Here is an 18,217-nt window from a genome sequence, read left to right as displayed (position 1 = left end):
CTGAATCTATGGGTTTGACTACGGGGCAAGACGGACAACGGACGTACCGTAGTCCGGGGCAGTTCCGAGTTCGAAGGCTTCGGACAGGGAGACGAACTTTACGAAATAGCCTCGGATCGTTTTGTTGGCGACGGTCCCGCCCCTGGACCAGCTGTTACTCGCGAAGTGGTAGCCCGTGACGTGAAATGCTGCGAATCCTTTGACGTAGTACTTGCCGGCGGAGCCAACTCCCGTAGCAAGGTCATACAAGGGCAGGAGAACGGTCTTATCGTTCATCTGGGTGAAGTCTGCAGCAGAGCACCCTGTCGGCGCGCTGGCGCCGGGGTCACTGGCGAACCAGATTCCTGGAATGTTGGAGAGGCCTGCCGTCATAGTGATCGTGCATTGTGTTCCCGTTGTGGTGATCCATCCAAATCCGCCGGGCATCCCAACGCAACCGTTCACCGTCTGCTCGAGTACCTGCTCGGTGCCTGACGTACCGCCCGGCAGAATATTCAATTTGCAGTGGGCAATGGCGAGCGGGAGGATGACCGGGCCCTTGGATGGCGTGCCCCACTTAACGGTGGAGCTCGCATTGACCTCGGTGGTCTTCAGGCCAAAAACGCGGGCGAAGAAGAGCGACACCTGATTGGGAGTGTGGCCGGATTCCTGGGCGCCAACAGTGACGGTCACGGTGCGGTTGGTCTTGTCCAGCACCGTAGATTTGATGTTGCTGAGGCCGTCATTGGCGTTGCCGTTGGCGAACCCTGCCGCCAAGGATGAGCTGACGGAGCAGTCCGGATCGCTGGCGCTCTTGGCGCACGTTTGAGCGATCGCCAGAGCTGCAGCGTCGGCCCCGTTTCGAAGCTGCGTGCGTTCCGAGTAGAGCATGCCCGCGTCCACAGCTATGGCTCCAAACCCAAGCAAGGCAACCAGCATCAAGGCAACAATCACACTTACCGCGCCGCCCTCCCCGTCGTACTTAAATCGATTGCTCCCTAGCCCACGCATAGCATGGCTCCTGCGCCGGTCAGGGTGAACGGGCCGGCAATTCCCGTAATGGTGGACAGGTTGTAGGTGATGGTGAGGGTGGTCTGCGGGCTTGTCCCGGGGGGAATCGTTGTTGGACACGGTGTACCGAAATGCATATCTGTCCCCTGCAAGCCGGGACTCAAAGATGAGGCCGCGCTTTTAGCTATGTTCGTGGCGTCTGCCGTTTTGCCTGTGATAGCCATAACCCGAACAGCTTCACGGGCTGCGGCCGAAAGCGAAGCTTGGGCATTGTAGGCGCGGCCAAACTCCATGATGCCCAGCAGCAGCATGACCAGGACGGGAGCCACAATCGCAAACTCGACCGCAACGGCCCCGCGTTCGGATGCCCTGGACATGGGTGCTGCCTTCCGTCAGGTCAATGGTGCGCGACAGCAGGGTGGCGGCGGCCTGATCGCCGCCGCCGCTTGCATGGTTGATGTACGGGACACATCTGGGTGTGACAGTCGGTGCCCTTACTAATTGCAGACGTCGCCGGCCGTCCATGTCTTGCCGCTGATCTTGCAAGAGACGCCCATGAAGGTCTCGTGCAATGTGCCTCCGAGGAGAGTAACGGCGACGATAATCACGACGGCGATGAGGCCGACCATGATGCCGTATTCGACGGCGGTGGCGCCCTCTTCGTCAAGGCGGAGGCGGACTGCGAGGTTGGTGTAGAGAGAAAGCATTTGAGACTCCTGAGCGAGTTGAGGGGAGGGAGCTGGTCCTGCACCGGCTCTGAAAAGAAAATAGCAACGCTTGACGGAGCGTTGACCGGAACTTGCAGCATCCTGTGCTAAACCTTCCTCGCCTGCGGATTTCCTGCGCTTTCGCTTCGCGAATCCTGCGCTCAATCTTGGAAATCGGGACTAGCGGACACGCAAGCGGACCCCCTCGGTTCTGGGTGCCGAGGGGGTCCGGTCTTTGGGGCGCCGTTCGGCGCGGTGGAGGAGTGCTGATGAAGTGCGGGAGGTTCTTCTAGGAGAAAGCGGCCATGATCTGGAGCACGGCGGGCCCCAGCAACACGATGAATAGAGTCGGCAAAATGAAGAAGATCAATGGAAACAGCATCTTGACCGGCATCTTCATCGCATGTTCTTCCGCCCGCTGGCGTCGCTTGATTCGCATATCCTTGGCTTGCATCTTCAGGACACCAGCGATTGCAATGCCGTAGGCGTCCGCCTGGACAACAGCCCGGATAAAGCTGCGCACGTCAGGGACGTCTACCCGGTCGGAGAGCGCAAGGTAGGCCTCCTTCCGTGACCGGCCAACCTGGATGTCCTGCAACGTCCTGATCAGCTCGTCCGCGAGCGGGCCACGGCCGTTCTCACCTGCGCGTCCCATTGCGGTCTCGAATCCGAGGCCGGCCTGAACGGAGATTAACATCTGATCAAGCGCGTTGGGAAGCTCCATCCTGATTTCCTCACGGCGTTTCTGCGCGCGGTTCCGGATAAGGATGTCGGGAACGAAGTAGCAAAGGGCCGCAATACCCAGGCAAAGCATGAACCGGCCCGCCGACGGAGCAAGGAGGAAAATGAGGATGCCTAAGATGGCTCCCCCGAACGCCAGCATTGGTTTGACCATGATGATTCGGGCCAGTGGCCATTGCTTGGGCCTCCCCGCACCCGCCAACTGCTTGTCCAGCCATGCCTCATAGCTGTGCGGTGTGAGGCGGCGGGATAGTGCGGCGACCTGCTGATTGACGCTTAATGACTGTCCGGCCTGGCTTTGCCGCCTGCCGAGGTTGGTTTGTATGTTGCGGAGTCCTGCACGGTCGCTCGTGAATGCCAGCCAAATCATGCCTGAAATCGGAACTATGATGGCCAGGATTGCTGCCAGTGCGATGGGTTGCATCTCTTCCACCTCCTAGTATTTGGGCTTGATGATTCGGCTGAGCCAAAGCCCACCCACGGACATAAGAACCGCGGCTGCACCCAGCATGGCAAAGCCGGCGACAGTAGTCGTGAAGACCTTGGCGTAGAGGGGGTTGAAGAGCACCAAACCGATGAACATGAGGATCGGCAGCGCCATCAGGACCAGAGCCGATATTCTGCCCTCTGCGCTCAGGGCACGCACCTGGCCGCGAACCTGGTTTCTATCCCTTATGGTTTCACCCACATGATCCAGGACTTCAGCAAGGTCTCCGCCCACCTCGCGGTGAATCTCGATGGCCTGAGCAATCCAGTAAAAGTCCTCGCTGGCAGTCCTGAGGGAGACATCCGCCAAGGACTCCCCCAAGTCGCGGCCGATCCTGGTCTCATTGAGTATTCGGCTCAACTCCTCGGCCATGGGCGCCTCGTTTTCCTGGGCCGCCGCGTCTATTGCCCGCAGAAGGCTGTGACCGGCCCGGAGGCCACCCGAAAACATCTGGAGGGTGTCCGGGACTTGCTCGTCGAACTTCCGGCGGCGCCGCGCAATAAGCTTGTTCAGTGCAAGGTAGAGCACGAAGGGGGCCAGCAGTAAGAACAGGATACTGATCCCAAGGCCACCCAGGAAGAAGCCCGTCACGGCCGCCACCAAGGTTGCTGCCCCGGCGATCAGGAGATAGTCGCCTGGCTCTTTGTTGAGACCCGCCTGTTCAAGCTTTACACGGCTGAGGAAGCTTGTTGGCCTTTTCTTGATACCCCTATTCAGCGCGCCCACTGCTTGGTCTGTCAGTCTGGTCAGGCCGGAGGAATAGTGGATGGAATCAGGGCGCCGCCGTGAGAGTGGGACACCCGCCTTGCCCTTGAAGACCACTCCGAGCAAAAGGCCAACGGAAAGGTAGACCAGGAACAGTCCAATGACCAGTATGCTGGCAGGCACGTCGGTGGGCATTGCTACCGCCCCCTGACTGGCTGGGCCCCGAACACATGGGGTGAGATCTTGATACCCAGCTCGACAAACCTGTCGGTGAACCGAGGCCTCACTCCGGTGGGTATCGGCTTACCAAGGAAGCGCCCGTTGGCGTCCACACCCGCCGAGTAATCGAAGACGAACGCATCCTGCAGGGTGACGATGTCACCTTCCATCCCTTGGACTTCCGTGATGTGGGTGACGCGGCGGGTACCGTCCCTGAGCCTGGAGATATGGACGATGAGGTTCACGGCCGAGGCCACCTGCTCCCGCACGGCCCGGAGTGGAATGTCCATACCGGCCATAAGTACAAGCGTTTCCAGGCGGGCGATTGCGTCCCTGGGGGAGTTGGCGTGGACGGTAGACAGTGATCCGTCGTGGCCGGTATTCATCGCCTGGAGCATGTCAAGACATTCTCCGCCGCGTACCTCGCCGACGACGATGCGGTCAGGACGCATGCGGAGGGAGTTCCGGACGAGGTCGCGGATAGCGACTTCGCCCTTGCCTTCGATATTCGGCGGCCGGCTCTCGAGCCTGACGACATGGTCCTGCTGCAGTTGGAGCTCAACGGCGTCTTCGATCGTCACGATGCGGTCAGAGTCCGGGATAAAGGAAGAGAGCGCATTGAGGAGAGTGGTTTTTCCTGTACCTGTGCCGCCCGAGACGATGATGTTCATCCGGGCCAGCACGCAGGCGTGAAGTAGTTCGGCCATATCCGGGGACAGGCTGCCGTACGCAATCAATTTCTGCACAGTCAATGCCTCCCGTCCGAACTTCCGGATGGTGAGGGCAGGCCCGTTGACGGCCAGCGGGGGAATAATGGCGTTGACGCGGGACCCGTCGGCTAGGCGGGCGTCCACCAGCGGCGACGATTCATCAATCCGTCGTCCGACTTTCGAAACGATCCTCTCGATGACGCGACGCAATGCGTCGTCAGAAGCGAACTTGGTGTCGGTCATGAAGAGCATGCCATCGCGTTCCACGTACACCTGGTCGAAGCGGTTGACCATAACTTCGGTGACTGTCGGATCATCGAGAAAACGCTGGATGGGTCCGTGGCCCAGGACGTCGTCGATGATCTCGCGGATCAGCCGCTGACGCTCGGACGTGGTGAGCGGCACCTGCTCCTCGTCGACCACGATCTTGAGTTCGTCCTTGACGTATTGATGCAGCTCCGCCTCTTCAAGGGAGGAATCGGTGATGCGCGCGCCAAGGCGTTCATAGAGTGCCTGGCTGGCACGCTCCTTAAGGGCACCTAGGGCACCACTGGATGCTGCAGCCGTCTGGGTCAGTACCACGAGGTCCGCGGCACTGGCGCTCTCGGCCGCCTTGGCTTCGTGGATCCGCCCAAGGGTCGCCGGCTCGGACGGGGCACTCGATGCCGTGAATGGATTTTGTGGCACGACCTCGGTGAGGGGCGGCGGTGAGTCCGTGCCGCGCACTTGATCGAGCCTGCGAGAGAGATTCACTGTACTACCGCCCTTCGGTGCAATTTCTTATGTGGTCTGGCTTCCCAATTGGGTTTGAAACGGTCTACTAGCTGCCGAAGTCCTTTGGCGGCCGGGTCCCGACTGCCCTCCTGAAGGACAGGTACGCCCTTATTGGTGGCAAACGGAAGGTTGCGTGACCGAGGCAACACGACGTCGACTGGCGCTCCGATCGTGGCTTCGACGTCCTGCAGGGTGAGGCCGCTCCGTCGGTCAGCCATATTGAGCACCACGTGACGGCGCTCCGGCAGCAGGTTCAGTTCGGCTAGGATCTGGCTTCCTGTGCGAAGGCCCCGGATGCTGGGGATATCCATACCGCAGATCCAGACCGCGTCAGAAGCCAGGTCCAACGTTGCCAGAACGTGCTCGCCGAGACCCGGTGCTGTGTCAACGACGATGTACTGGAACTCCTGCTTAAGCTGGTTCAGCAGGTGTGTGATGTTCTCGCCGCTGATCCTGTCCATTTCCACCGGGTTCCGTGGAGCGCACAGGGCATAGATTCCTGCCGGGTGCACACTGAGGTAGGTCTTGAGGACCATGGAATCCTGGCTTGCTGCGCCCACCACGGCATCCGTGATGGTGTGTTCAGGATCCAGCATGAGGCCACTTGCAACATCGCCAAACTGTAGATCGAGATCCACGATGACTACGCCCATAGGGGAGAACTGACCCAGGCCGATAGCGATGTTGGTCGCCACAGTGGTCTTGCCCACGCCGCCCTTGGGGGAAATGACTGCGATGATACGACCGCCGTCGGCGTGCTCATGGTGCTCAGAGCTGCTCGGCGCCAGGCCGCGGCGACGGCCCGCTGCCGCCAGGCTAGCCCGTTCCACGATGATGCGGATGTGGTCCGCTTCCGCCGAGGGATCAAGGAGATCCCTTACACCTGCCCGCATTGCATGGATGGCGATGTCGGAAGATTCCCCGGCCACCAGAATCATGCTTATTTCCGGGTATTGGAGATCCATGACAGCGGCAAACTTCAGGGCATCATCTTCCGGCAGTCCTGGACCGAGGATGAAGACTTCCGGAGGCTCCCCGACGAGTTGCTTCAGGACCTCCTCGGGGCCAGCCGGAAGGTAATCCGCTTGGAAGTAGTGGAGGGACCCCGGCATGCCGGCGGTGGCCATCCGGACACGGCGTTCAAAATCGGAGTTCGGTGTGATTAGAACAAAGCGGCTCATCGGAACACCCTCGTCTTGTCTACAACGCCGGCAGTTCCTTCGGTTGCTTCGGCCGGTTCCTTGGATAGGTAGATTTTGCCGAATTCGATTCCGTACACCAGCCGCTCGGCGTCGACTGAGTTTCGGGCGACTGTGACCAGGTAGGTGCCGTCATTTTGGTTGCTATTGCTGGAATTGAGTGAGGCCTGAGCTTGCCCTTGCTGGGCAGCGTCGGGCTGTGCTGGGGTGCCGTTGCTGAATTGGGCGGCCGTGACCAGGACTTTGTGGAACGTAAGTTGTGTACCTTGAGCTTTTGTTGCAACGTCTACTGCTCCGCTGGTAGAGGATTCTTGCAGCGAGATAAAGACCCCCACGGTGTCGCCAGCATTGATCTTTCCGCCAACGACCCGATCGATGGGCAGTTTTATCGAAATCTCCTGCATACCGCTTGGGACCGCGACCCGTGAGGGCCCCAGGAACGAATCCGCGTCCACCATCCTGCTGGAAAGGAGTTGCTCGCCCGGAACCAGCGCGACAGCAGTAACTTTCGAACCCAGATCGGCCAGGTTGCTGACTGTGCCCTCAGTGAGGGTTGATTTCTGGATGGGCTTCTTGGCGACGGAATCAGTGAATCCGCTGACCGGAGTCCCGGCGGGAATGGCCTTTTGCACTACGAGGACCTCTGATGTCTCCGTACCTGCCATGGCCCTTTGATCCGCATTTTGAACATATGTTATGAGGAGGACTGTGCCGATTATTGCAACCAGTAGCGCGGCGATGCCTCCCAGTAGGCGTGTTTTCAATTTGTTCCCCTTAGATGTTTCTTATTTGATCAGCCCGAGGACAACGACGTTGCCTGTGGGTGTGGTTGAGCCCCCGGTGAAGAGGCCAGGATCCGCGGAATAGCCCTTGAAGGTTCCATACAGTCCCTTCTCGCTGCTGCTAAAGACGTTGGTTGGGTCATACTTGGCTTGACCCGTGAGGCTCCACGCTTGGAGCTTGAAACCTGCCCATTTTTCGATGTAGTACTGCACACTGCTGCCTTTGCAGGTACCGAACTGCGCGGCTGGCATTCCGGCGCAGGTGTATTTGTAGACGGGCACCGCAACAGTGGAGTTGGCCAAGGACGGATTGATTGATGGGTTGAAAAGATCAATGCACGAATTGGGCACTCCCTCGCCTGCGCTGGTGTAGCTCCATTTGCCGATTTCGGCTATTACGTTGCATCCGATGCCGCCGTCGGGCATGAGCCAAGCAAATCCACCGGGAATGATCTGGTTCGACGGGTTCGTGCCGTTGCAGTCCTGGGCTCCGCCTTGCGTGAGCACCTTGTGCGGCATGCCGTCGTCCACGAATTCGCAACCAGCAAAAGTGAGAGGCAGGACGGAGACTCCCTTGGTGGGATATAGCCATTTGGCCGTTGCCGTAGCGCCCACAGTGGCGGGCGGAGCGTTGAGGACGCTCGCAAACATCTTGCTGAGGAACCCGGCGTTAGTGGTGCCGTCTTTTGTCGATGTGGTGACACTAACCTGGCCGGCTACCGACAGGTCCACCAACTGAACGGTGGATTTATTGTCATTGGAATTGCTGTTCGCCAGTGTCTGTGCCACGGCATTCGCGTTAGCCTGGGTGCAGCCGCCGGACACCGAGCAGAGGTCCGCGCCCGCCAGCGCTCCGGCGTCGGCCCCGTTCTGTAGCTGGGCGCGCTCGGCATAGATCTGGCCGGTATCGACTGCCAGGGCCCCGGCGCCGAGGAGGACCAGCATCATGACGGCCACCATGACACCCGCAGCCCCGTGCTCTGTGGATTTGGGGTGCGTGACTATCCGCCGCATCGCATAGCTCCTACTCCGGTAAGGGTTACTGAACTTCCAAAAAGCCCGGTCAACGTTGCTGAGGTGTAGGAAATAGTCACTTTGACTTCTTGATCGGGAATGCAAGGCGTCGACGGGTTGAAGCTATAAACGAATGCGGCGCCATTCAGGCCGGGAGCTCCGGCCACTGCAGCTGCTTTGGCATCTGGCTGGTTCTTCTTCACGGCCATCGTCCGCGCTGCCTCACGGGCCGCCTGCGTCACAGAGATCTGGGCGTTGTAGGCGTTCGCGAATTCGACGATTCCGGTGACGAGAGCCAGCAATAGCGGTGCAACCAAGGCGAACTCGACGGCAACAGCGCCACGGCTCTTGCTGTCCGTACTTTTCATGCGGGTCTTCTTCAACGGGTCCCCCGAGGATGCTGGATCTTGGGAGTATGCCGCGCGTACTGCGAGGCGCGGCATACTCCTGGGTGGTGTTCTGCTACCAGGTGCCGACCTTGGTGGCCAGAGCGGTGAACCAGTCGTTCAGCGCCTGCCCAAAGAGGGTGACGCCGGCGACGATGATGAGGGCGATGAACGCGACGAGAAGGGAGTACTCGGTAGCAGTTGCGCCCTTCTCGGAAGTGAAGCGGATCTTGACCCCGGTGACAAAGGCGAGGACGGAGACCATGAGTTGAGTCATTGTGAATTCCTTAAGTCGGTTGAAGCACTTCGGATCTGCGGTGAAGGCCTAATCCGCCCCATTCGGCGATTTCAGGGCTTCGCGTCGTAGCACTTCGCGGTTTGCCGCGCCGCTCAAGGAAGGGCACGGCACAACCCGCGGAGTGCCATTTACCAGGTGCCGACCTTGGTGGCCAGAGAGGTGAACCAGGTGTTCAGCGCGTTCCCGAAGAGAGTGACGCCGGCGACGATGATCAGGGCGATGAACGCGACGAGGAGCGAGTACTCAGTTGCCGTCGCGCCCTTCTCGGAAGTAAAGCGATCCTTGATGCCGGCGACGAATGCCATCATCGAGACCATAAGAGAAGTCATTGTATTTTCCTTAATTCGGTGAAATAGATTTAGATTGATTTCAACGAATTTCCAGCTGCCCCCATATTTCCTAAGCAGTTGGACTTCGCTAGGAAAAGATTGTCACTGGCATCCAAAGGCAACAATGCGTAGTGGTACTCGACTTTTTGCGGACTAATGCACAGACGTACGTGCGACGTGATTTTGAGTACTCAGTTTTAGCCCGGGTCAGGGGCAGGTACTACTTGGGCGGGAAGATCGAACGTCCCAAAAAGTGAGTTGGGGGAACGCCAGGCTCAACCCCAAAGGAGTGACACGGCAACGGCTGCAGTGAGCATCGATGGCCCATAGGCTACTTCGACCGGCCTTTCTTTCCGGTGCCACCTCAGCATGAGCGAAGACGCAATTCCTCCGAGAATGAAGCCAAGAAGGCCGCCATAGAGCAACTGGTTCCAACCTAGGTACCCCAAGTACAGGCCGACTGGTGCTGCGAGCTTTACATCGCCCATCCCGATGCCGCCGGGGGAAATAATCGCCAGGATCAGGTAAATAACGAACAGGGTGGCCCCTGCGGCCACGGCACGGAGGACGTTGGGCCACTGCGGCCCGACAATTACCGTAGCCAGGAGCAAGGTAAAGCCACCCAACAGCAGGAATAGAACCAGACGGTTGGGCAACAAATGAAACGAAATATCAATTCTTGCCAGCTGGACGCCTAAAACGGCAAGAAGGAGGAAGGCCGGCAGGCCCGGATCGGACCAGAACCTCAACGCGAAGGCGGCGCAGACAACGGAAGTGATGGCCGCCGTCGTGATCCGGACGCGAAGTGAAGGCAATCCGTCAAGCCGAGGGAGGAGCCTCGCAATAACCCACTCAGTGAGGGGTGACAGGATGAGCCCCAGCAGGCCGAAGCCAGCGGCGAACAGCGTGCCGGCCGAACCGGCATTGCCCAGAAAAATCACTGAATCCCCCTGCTAGCGTCTGGCCGGCTCGTGACGTAGGAGTACGCGGCTACCTCATTTTGACCCTGACGCCCGGTTCAAGCTAATATTGGTAGTCGTTGTGCGTGTCCTTTCTCGATGATGCGTGCCCGCTTGAGGATCCGGTTGCAGGATGACTACTCAACGAGCACATTCGGGACCTCAGGATGACTGGTTACATGGAGCCCTCACCTCTGTTCCGGTAGCGCATAGATAGTAGGTGCACGCGCTTGAGTGACACCTAAACAAGAACGCCAGAACAAGAACGAGGCAAAAACCGTGCGTACGTACACCCCGAAGCCCGGCGATATCAACCGCCAGTGGCACGTCATTGACGCCACAGACGTTGTCCTTGGTCGTCTTGCCAGCCAGACCGCAATCCTGCTGCGCGGCAAGCACAAGGCCACCTTTGCGTCCCACATGGACATGGGCGACTTCGTCATCATCATCAACGCTGAAAAGGTAGCCCTGACCGGCGCCAAGCTGGAGCAGAAGCGCGCATACCGCCACTCCGGCTACCCGGGCGGCCTGACCTCCGTCAACTACGCGGAGCTGCTGGAATCGAACCCGGTCCGCGCCGTTGAGAAGGCCATCAAGGGCATGCTCCCCAAGAACTCCCTCGCTGCCCAGCAGCTGGGCAAGCTGAAGGTGTACCGCGGTGCCGAGCACCCCCACGCCGCCCAGCAGCCCAAGACTTTCGAAATCACCCAGGTCGCCCAGTAGTCCTGGCCACCAAACAACTTATCTATACAAGGAGAATCGTGGCTCAGAACGAAGAGACCACCGAAGCCGTTGAGGCTGAGGAAACCCTGACCAGCTACACCTCGGAAAGCGGAGCTGCTGAAGCGGCTGCGCCGAAGAAGGAGCGCCCGGCCCTCACCGTTGCCGGCGCAGCTGTTGGCCGCCGCAAGGAAGCTGTTGCCCGCGTCCGCGTTGTGCCGGGTTCCGGCAAGTGGACCATCAATGGCCGCGAGCTGGCTAACTACTTCCCGAACAAGCTGCACCAGCAGGACGTCAACGAGCCCTTCAAGATCCTTGATCTTGACGGTGCCTACGACGTCATCGCCCGCATCCACGGCGGCGGCATCTCCGGCCAGGCCGGTGCACTGCGCCTCGGCATCGCCCGTTCCCTGAACGAGATCGACGTCGAGAACAACCGTGCCATCCTGAAGAAGGCCGGATACCTCTCCCGTGACGCCCGCGTCATCGAGCGCAAGAAGGCCGGCCTCAAGAAGGCCCGTAAGGCTCAGCAGTACTCCAAGCGTTAATCCCGCGCTTTCATGGAAGCCCGTCCCGCCATTGGCGGGGCGGGCTTCTGCTGTTTCCTTCTCTTCCTCGGCCTGTCGTGATTCCTGCTATGCCGGTTAGGGCTGAGGGCGGAGGTCATATAGCGTTTGCCCGTCCATTGTCTCGGCTTGGAAATTGGCTTTGACCCAATCAGAGATCTCGACGACGGCGGTCGGAGCTGTTTGTGTAGCGAGGAAGTCGTCGTGGCCCAGGAAATAGCAGATTTTTCCGTTGCGGACGTAATTGATGAAGTCTTGAAGCGTCGGCGACGGATCCGTGCCCGCGAAACCACCTACGGGCATCACGGCGCGATCTGATTCTATTTGAAGCCTTGCGGCCGTCTGGGAGGCATATGTGGCAGCCGCCCACGTGCACCCACTCGACTGACTTAGTGTAGTGACCAGACCTGCGGTTGGTCGTTGGCCAAATGCAATGTTGTACGCCCACTCGTGCTCACCGTGTTGCATCTCATCCAGGAACCGGTTGATGCTGCCCGTGTTCCTACTGAGCATCCCCGACACCGGGTTTGAGCCGTTGTGTGGAACCGCCACGTTGTGCAGGGACGTAAGGATCGGCCCTGCCAGCAGTGCACTCATGGTTACTAGGACACCCACGACAAGCATGGCCCGGTTCGGTGCCACCACCATCAGCATCGTGGCTCCCAGGGCTCCCACGGCGATGACAGCGGTCGGCAACCAACTTGGCCATCCCACCACGCTGTTGAGGAGCAGCCAAGATGAAGCTGCGCCACCCAACGCGGCAACGGCCACGGCGGATCGGATCATCCGGGATGACCGTCGGTGTTTGACGTATAAGTCCACGGCCACACCGATGACCAAGCTAAGGGGCGGAGCCAGTGCTGCGGTGTAGTAGGTGTGAATTTGATCTCCCATAAAGCAAAGCATCAGGAAAGTCACCAGAAACCAGCTGGTCGCCACAAAGGCAGTGGCGCGGGTTTCCGGGGTCTTTGACAGCAGTTTCCAGAGAAGGAGGACTGTGAGCGCACAAACAACCCCGCAGACAAGGAGCCACCCGATTTCTTGCCCGTAGTTCGGGTTCAGAAGCCTCGCGATGCCGGCATCTGATTCGACTTGGCGGAATTGCTGGGGAACAAGGTTTGTGGACGCGTCATCTCCCTTCTGGATCACTCGATCCACACCGTTGTATGCCAGGGTCAGCTCCAGGACACTATTGGTGGGCGAACCGCCCACAAACGGACGCAATTGGGCCGGTACAGCGTCCACTACGAGCATCCAGATGCCACCCGTGACGGCTAAGGTTCCAATCGCAGCAATGGTCTGGCCGATCTTCTTGCGCCACGGTGCCTGGAACCAGCACAGATAGGCGACTCCAAGGCTGGGTAAGACTAGAAGGCCCTGAAGCTGCTTGGTCATGAACGCGAGTCCCAGGACAAAAGCCGCCCAGAGGAAGTATCTTGCCCTGACCGATGCGATTGCCAACTGCATGAAGTACACGGCCAACAGCATCAGGAGCAGCATTAGCGGGTCAGGGTTGTTATAGCGTGACAAGAGAACCACGATGGGAGTTGTGCAATAGACGACGGCAGCCAAGATGGCAGCGAGTGCCGAAGAATGTCTACGTAGAATGATGTAGATCAGAAAGGTTGAAGCAACTCCCATGACTGCCTGTGGGGCCAAAAGACTTACCGGGTTGAAACCGAAAATTCGGACTGATATTTCCATGACCCAGAGACTTAGAGGCGGTTTGTCTACAGTGATCGAATTTCCCCAGTCAGATGCACCGTAGAAGGCCGAGGGAAGATCCTTTGTGCCTGATTGGACTGCAGCTGTGTAGAAAGGGTTGCCCCACCCGTTGATGGCTAGATTCCAGAAGTTCATCAGCGCGTTCACAAACAAAATGCCAAGCAAGACTGGCCGCTCCCAAATCGGATGAGCCTCATTACCGCGTATGACGATGTGGCTCAGCCTCTGGGCAAGGGTGCCTGTCCGGGGACTTGCAAGCGCAGCTGTCGAGGTCATAAATTCGCTCTCCCCCAAATTGTTTTATAGCTGAAGTTCCTTCTGACCCATTCCGAGATTTTGACTGTTTCGGGATCAACTTGCTTTAGATTTACCAGGGTTCTCCTTGAGCGTCAGAGCTCAATGGCCGGAGTCTCCAACCGGCCGCAGTGCAATTGCTGCAGTCCTCTCATCCTCACGCCGCGCCCTGAACACCCAAAGCCGCAGGAGCACGAACCGCATCAAGGTCGCGAAGACGTTGGCCGCGGTGAGAGTCAGCAGTTCTACGCTTGGAAGGGCATCCGAATTGGCCGCGTGCAGGATGAGGAGTGAAGACGACGTGATTCCCCATGCCACGAGGAACACAATAAGACCTTGCAACTGCTGTGTGAATAGTCTCGCGGGACCGCTGATTCCGAAAGTGAACCGCCGGTTGGCAGCGGTATTGCCTACGGCCGTCATCAGCAGGGCAAGGAAGTTTGCTTCTTGGGCTCCGAAGGGACCTTGCAGCACCAAGTACAAGACTGCAAAGGCCAGCGTTGAAGCAACGCCCACTAGACCGAAGCGCAATACTTGGCCGAAAAAGCTGGGTCTTCCCGGGGGCATCATCGGCCGCCGACCAAGTTCCGCGTATATCGCCTGGACAGGAATGGCGCCTTTGAACAGGGAGCTGGCCACACGCACCATCCCACGGAGGTCGTCCATGGCCGTTTGCTTGATGTCCACCCGGCTGTCCGGATCATCCACCCAATCAACTGGAATTTCGTGAATTCGAAGACCGGAGCGCTCGGCGATAATCAGCAGTTCGGTGTCAAAGAACCAGCAGTTGTCTTCGACATGGGGCAGTAGTCGCCTTGCAACATCCGCACGGATTGCCTTGAACCCACATTGAGCATCGGAGAAACGCACCTGCATCGTGCGCCGAAGGAGAAAGTTGTAGGACCGCGAAATGAATTCCCGCTTCGGTCCACGGCTGACCCGGGAACTCTGACCCAGGCGTGTGCCGATAGAAATGTCCGAATGACCGGAAAGAAGGGGCGCCACCAGCGGTGGCAAGGCAGCCAGATCTGTTGATAGGTCCACGTCCAGGTATGCCAGCACTTTAGCCTCGGAGGCACTCCAGGCGTCCCGTAACGCATAGCCCCGGCCCTTGACTTCCAGGCGTCGGTATTCGACGTTCGGTAACTGCTCGCTGAGACGAGCCCCAATTGCCGGAGTCCGGTCGGTGCTTGCGTTGTCGGCGATGGTGATTTTCCACGTCGAAGGCATTTCGTGCGTGAGATATTCGGCGAGCCTTGAGATGCTGTTTTCGAGTACGGCTTCCTCATTGAAAACCGGTACTACAATTTCGAGCGCCAAGCCCCCGTAGCTGGGTGTCATGCATCGAATAATAGAGGCGGCTGAATAACGATAGCGAGGCTTTTAGGCAAAGACAGGTACCATCCAAATAAACCAAGTAGTCCACGTAACCGCCCTGGCAGCACAGCAGGTAGTCGAGCCCGATGAACAGGTAGGCGGCCCGCGGAGGTGACCGATCGGACGGCCTCCTCACCCCATCCTCTACACTTGACCCGATGTCTAGATTATTTGGAACAGATGGTGTCCGGGGCCTGGCTAACGGCATGTTGACAGCGGAGCTGGCGATGCAGCTGGCCCAGGCGGCCGCCGTCGTACTCGGCCACGACCGCAACACCAACGGCACCCGCCCCCGCGCCGTGGTTGCCCGCGACCCCCGCGCCAGCGGGGAGTTCATCGCCGCCGCCGTTGAGGCTGGCCTCTCAAGTTCGGGTATCGACGTTTACGACGCCGGGGTCCTCCCGACGCCGGCAGCTGCCTACCTCGTGGCCGACCTCGACGCCGATTTCGGCGTGATGATTTCCGCCTCCCACAACCCGGCACCGGACAACGGCATTAAATTCTTCGCCCGCGGCGGCCAGAAGCTGCCAGACGACGTCGAGGACGCCATCGAAGCCCAGATGGCCAAGGAACCGCAACGGCCGGTGGGTGCAGAGGTAGGCCGGATCCAGCGCTTCTCGGACGCCGAGGACCGCTACATCGTCCACCTGCTCCGCACACTGCCTCACCGCCTCGACGGATTGAAGGTGGTCCTGGACTGCGCCCACGGTGCCGCCAGCGGCTGCTCGCCGCAGGTCTTCAAAGACGCCGGTGCCGACGTCGTCGTCATCGGTGCCGACCCTGACGGCCACAACATCAACGACGGCGTGGGCTCCACCCACCTGGGCCCGCTGAAGGCCGCCGTCCTGAAGCATGGGGCGGACCTGGGTATTGCGCACGACGGCGACGCCGACCGCTGCCTCGCCGTGGACCACGAAGGCAACGAGGTGGACGGCGACCAGATCATGGCCATCCTGGCCGTGGCACTGAAAGCCTCCGGCAAGCTCAGGGACGACGTCCTTGTGGCCACAGTCATGAGCAACCTCGGCCTGAAGATCGCCCTCCGCGACGCCGGCATCAGCCTCCGAGAGACGGCAGTGGGGGACCGCTACGTCCTGGAGGAGATGCGGAACGGGGGCTTCAACCTGGGCGGTGAACAGTCCGGCCACGTCATCTTTGCCGACCACGCCACCACCGGCGACGGCGTGCTCACCGGGCTGCAGCTGGCCGCGCAGATCGCCCTGACCGGCCGCCCGCTCAAGGAATTGGCCACGGTGATGACCAAGCTTCCCCAGGTTCTGATCAATGTCAGGGGAGTGGACCGCACCCGTGTGCAGAGTTCAGAAGCGCTGACGCAGGCTGTAAGGGCCGCCGAGGCCGAACTGGGAGACACCGGAAGGGTCCTGCTGCGTCCGTCGGGCACTGAACCCGTGGTGCGCGTCATGGTGGAGGCCGGCGACGAGGCCACCGCCGAAGCCATTGCTGAGCGCCTTGCCCAGATCGTCCGGACCGAGCTGGCACTGGAGCTGGTCACGGATTGACGGTCGCGGGTGCTCGCTTCCATGGGTTACTGCCACCAGTCAGAGCTCGCAGAAGCAGGAAGGCCGCGAAGCATTGAACGACGGACGCTATCATGAGCGGCAAGGCGTACCTGTTGCCTGCAAAGTACAGAAGGTAGACCAGCAGGCCGTTCCCAGCAAAAAGCAAAGGAACGACGCGCAGGCCTCTCGCGCCAACCAGAAGGAGTGACATGACTTCCGCTGCGAAGAAGTAGCGGTCATGCATTTGTGGCAGCAAGAGTGGACATACGGCAACCATGGAAATGACCAGAAGGACACGCTGTTCCGGAGAATCTTCCCGCCGCCAGTACCCTATGCCAACAAGGGCGACCACGAGACCGCAGGACAGGATTCCCCACCATCGACCTTGGGCCGGATCTGCCTCAGGAAACCACACGAATACGTTGGCGGCACCGAACACCAGGCGATTGCCTTGAGTTTGCTGTACATAAACCCCAATGGTGCTTGCGAACGATCGTCCAAGCACCATGGGCGGCAAACTCAACACGAGCCACAGGGCCGCAGCAATCGCCGGGCTGGAAACGCTGTAGCGGTTCCGCAACGAGACGAGAACCAGCGCTGGCAGGAAAAATACCGACTGCAGCTTAAATGAGAGCGCAACTGCCCAAAACAGCCATGCCCCGCGTCCGTCATTTCGCAAAAGGCTTCTGAGCGACAGTACTAAGAACGAAGTGTAGAGGGAATCGCACTGCCCCCACATGGCTGCATTCATGAGCACGGTCGGCAGGAAGAGAGCGATGAGGGCGGCAGCCGACGGCGCGAGCTTCGCTGGCCGAAACTGCCGAACCAGCGCTCCGATGGAGAGAGCTAGCGCCAGATCCCCAACCAGGGACGCCAGTTTTATCGCGTACAGCGGTTCCAGTGGGAGAAGGCTCGCCAGATACATCAACAGCAAGTAGGGAAAGTTATAGTTTGAGAACTCCCCACCTAATGCCAGGGCGCCGTGGTCGCGGAATTCCTGCATCCATGGCAACAGGAAGAAGGTGGCGTCTTCGCTGACATAGGGAAACATCGAGAGACGTGCCAGCAGGGCAATGGCACCAAAGATCCAGGTGAGGGAAACCGGGAAACGCCGCAGGGGCTGCCGCCTTTCGACCCCCTGAATACTTTTGGATTCCCCCATTGCGCCATCATTCGGGTCGGACGCTGTCGTGTCAATGACACAGAACTTTACTCGATGTCCTCCGGGCCCTCGGCGGTATGACTACAAAGCGGCCCGCTTCAGAATGAAACGGGCCGCTTTTGCTTACTGGAGAAACTCAGTGTTGCCGGGCGTGCAGCGCGTCCCGGATCTCGGTGAGCAGGGCGATGTGCGGGTCCTCCGCTGCCTCTTCCTTCACGTCCTGGTTGATCCCCAGCTTGCGGTTGCGGAGCGTGATCATGTGGTTCATCGGCAGCACCACCACGAAGTAGATGGCGGCGGCCACCAGGAGGAACGAAATAACGGCGGAGATGACGGATCCATACATGAATCCCTCCCACTGCATTTCTTCAATGCCCTTGGCGCTGAAGAGACGTCCGATCAGCGGCGTCAGCAGGCCCTGGACGATAGAAGTCACGACGGAGCTGAAAGCTGCCCCCATCACAACGGCGACGGCAAGGTCGACGACGTTGCCCTTCATAATGAAATTCTTGAATCCTGTCAGCATGACAACCAAGCTAGCGCATCCCCGTTA

The 18,217-nt window shown here is 59.5% G+C and carries 20 protein-coding genes; 3 read left to right on the top strand and 17 right to left on the bottom strand.

Features of this window, described 5'->3' with window-relative positions:
- Positions 1 to 18: 18 nt before the first annotated feature.
- The 13 genes from J7E83_RS08075 to J7E83_RS08015 form a co-directional block, all read right to left on the bottom strand.
- Positions 19 to 990 (bottom strand): pilus assembly protein TadG-related protein, encoded by a 972-nt coding sequence (locus tag J7E83_RS08075; RefSeq protein WP_214960681.1) that lies wholly within the window; start codon positions 988 to 990, stop codon positions 19 to 21.
- Positions 978 to 1,367 (bottom strand): TadE/TadG family type IV pilus assembly protein, encoded by a 390-nt coding sequence (locus tag J7E83_RS08070; protein WP_214960679.1) that lies wholly within the window; start codon positions 1,365 to 1,367, stop codon positions 978 to 980. Before J7E83_RS08070 ends, J7E83_RS08075 begins: the two co-directional genes overlap by 13 nt.
- A gap of 120 nt (positions 1,368 to 1,487) precedes the next feature.
- Positions 1,488 to 1,697 carry a Flp family type IVb pilin gene (locus J7E83_RS08065; protein WP_214960677.1) on the bottom strand — a complete coding sequence of 70 codons (210 nt, stop codon included), beginning with the start codon at positions 1,695 to 1,697 and terminating at the stop codon, positions 1,488 to 1,490.
- Positions 1,698 to 1,986: 289 nt separating this feature from the next.
- Positions 1,987 to 2,862, bottom strand: a complete 876-nt coding sequence (locus J7E83_RS08060) for a type II secretion system F family protein (protein ID WP_214960675.1) — start codon at positions 2,860 to 2,862, stop codon at positions 1,987 to 1,989.
- A 12-nt stretch (positions 2,863 to 2,874) separates the two neighbouring features.
- Complete coding sequence (locus J7E83_RS08055) at positions 2,875 to 3,825, bottom strand: type II secretion system F family protein (RefSeq protein ID WP_214960673.1); 951 nt, start codon at positions 3,823 to 3,825, stop codon at positions 2,875 to 2,877.
- Between the two features lie 2 nt (positions 3,826 to 3,827).
- The gene (locus tag J7E83_RS08050; RefSeq protein ID WP_311379606.1) at positions 3,828 to 5,312 is read right to left on the bottom strand and encodes a CpaF family protein; all 1,485 of its coding nucleotides are present in this window, start codon (positions 5,310 to 5,312) and stop codon (positions 3,828 to 3,830) included.
- The gene (locus tag J7E83_RS08045; protein WP_214960669.1) at positions 5,309 to 6,514 is read right to left on the bottom strand and encodes an AAA family ATPase; all 1,206 of its coding nucleotides are present in this window, start codon (positions 6,512 to 6,514) and stop codon (positions 5,309 to 5,311) included. The genes J7E83_RS08050 and J7E83_RS08045 overlap by 4 nt, the downstream gene beginning before the upstream one ends.
- A complete protein-coding gene (locus J7E83_RS08040; RefSeq protein WP_214960667.1) occupies positions 6,511 to 7,197 on the bottom strand; it encodes an RcpC/CpaB family pilus assembly protein in 687 nt (228 codons plus the stop codon). The genes J7E83_RS08045 and J7E83_RS08040 overlap by 4 nt, the downstream gene beginning before the upstream one ends.
- Before the next feature lie 120 nt (positions 7,198 to 7,317).
- Positions 7,318 to 8,328, bottom strand: a complete 1,011-nt coding sequence (locus tag J7E83_RS08035) for a pilus assembly protein TadG-related protein (protein ID WP_214960664.1) — start codon at positions 8,326 to 8,328, stop codon at positions 7,318 to 7,320.
- Positions 8,316 to 8,711: a TadE/TadG family type IV pilus assembly protein gene (locus tag J7E83_RS08030; protein ID WP_251043488.1), complete on the bottom strand. Its 396-nt coding sequence runs from the start codon at positions 8,709 to 8,711 to the stop codon at positions 8,316 to 8,318. The genes J7E83_RS08035 and J7E83_RS08030 overlap by 13 nt, the downstream gene beginning before the upstream one ends.
- Positions 8,712 to 8,790: 79 nt before the next feature.
- Complete coding sequence (locus J7E83_RS08025; protein ID WP_214960662.1) at positions 8,791 to 8,991, bottom strand: Flp family type IVb pilin; 201 nt, start codon at positions 8,989 to 8,991, stop codon at positions 8,791 to 8,793.
- 149 nt (positions 8,992 to 9,140) lie between these two features.
- The gene (locus J7E83_RS08020) at positions 9,141 to 9,341 is read right to left on the bottom strand and encodes a Flp family type IVb pilin (protein WP_214960660.1); all 201 of its coding nucleotides are present in this window, start codon (positions 9,339 to 9,341) and stop codon (positions 9,141 to 9,143) included.
- Positions 9,342 to 9,616: 275 nt separating this feature from the next.
- A complete protein-coding gene (locus tag J7E83_RS08015) occupies positions 9,617 to 10,282 on the bottom strand; it encodes a prepilin peptidase (protein WP_214960658.1) in 666 nt (221 codons plus the stop codon).
- A 297-nt stretch (positions 10,283 to 10,579) separates the two neighbouring features.
- Between J7E83_RS08015 and rplM the strand changes: the two genes are divergently transcribed.
- Both rplM and rpsI read left to right on the top strand, forming a co-directional pair.
- Entirely contained in the window at positions 10,580 to 11,023 is a 444-nt protein-coding gene (gene rplM / locus J7E83_RS08010) for a 50S ribosomal protein L13 (protein WP_015937805.1), read from the top strand.
- A gap of 38 nt (positions 11,024 to 11,061) precedes the next feature.
- On the top strand, positions 11,062 to 11,568 hold the full coding sequence (gene rpsI / locus J7E83_RS08005) for a 30S ribosomal protein S9 (protein ID WP_214960656.1): 507 nt from the start codon (positions 11,062 to 11,064) through the stop codon (positions 11,566 to 11,568).
- 96 nt (positions 11,569 to 11,664) lie between these two features.
- On the opposite strand, the gene J7E83_RS08000 is transcribed toward rpsI, so the two are convergent.
- Together J7E83_RS08000 and J7E83_RS07995 are read right to left on the bottom strand one after the other, a co-directional pair.
- Complete coding sequence (locus J7E83_RS08000; protein ID WP_285289327.1) at positions 11,665 to 13,446, bottom strand: glycosyltransferase family 39 protein; 1,782 nt, start codon at positions 13,444 to 13,446, stop codon at positions 11,665 to 11,667.
- A 261-nt stretch (positions 13,447 to 13,707) separates the two neighbouring features.
- Positions 13,708 to 14,946: a bifunctional glycosyltransferase family 2/GtrA family protein gene (locus tag J7E83_RS07995; RefSeq protein WP_214960652.1), complete on the bottom strand. Its 1,239-nt coding sequence runs from the start codon at positions 14,944 to 14,946 to the stop codon at positions 13,708 to 13,710.
- 194 nt (positions 14,947 to 15,140) lie between these two features.
- On the opposite strand from J7E83_RS07995, the gene glmM reads away from it, so the two are divergent.
- Entirely contained in the window at positions 15,141 to 16,502 is a 1,362-nt protein-coding gene (gene glmM / locus J7E83_RS07990; protein ID WP_214960650.1) for a phosphoglucosamine mutase, read from the top strand.
- On the opposite strand, the gene J7E83_RS07985 is transcribed toward glmM, so the two are convergent.
- Complete coding sequence (locus tag J7E83_RS07985) at positions 16,492 to 17,664, bottom strand: hypothetical protein (RefSeq protein WP_214960648.1); 1,173 nt, start codon at positions 17,662 to 17,664, stop codon at positions 16,492 to 16,494. The two genes, glmM and J7E83_RS07985, sit on opposite strands and share 11 nt — an antisense overlap.
- A gap of 136 nt (positions 17,665 to 17,800) precedes the next feature.
- Complete coding sequence (mscL, locus tag J7E83_RS07980; RefSeq protein ID WP_214960646.1) at positions 17,801 to 18,190, bottom strand: large conductance mechanosensitive channel protein MscL; 390 nt, start codon at positions 18,188 to 18,190, stop codon at positions 17,801 to 17,803.
- Positions 18,191 to 18,217: the final 27 nt, after the last annotated feature.

The sequence above is a fragment of the Arthrobacter sp. ISL-48 genome, from assembly GCF_018613805.1.
Lineage (GTDB): Bacteria > Actinomycetota > Actinomycetes > Actinomycetales > Micrococcaceae > Arthrobacter.
The sequence above is the reverse complement of the archived record's forward strand: the minus strand, read 5'-3'. Positions and strand labels throughout refer to the sequence as shown.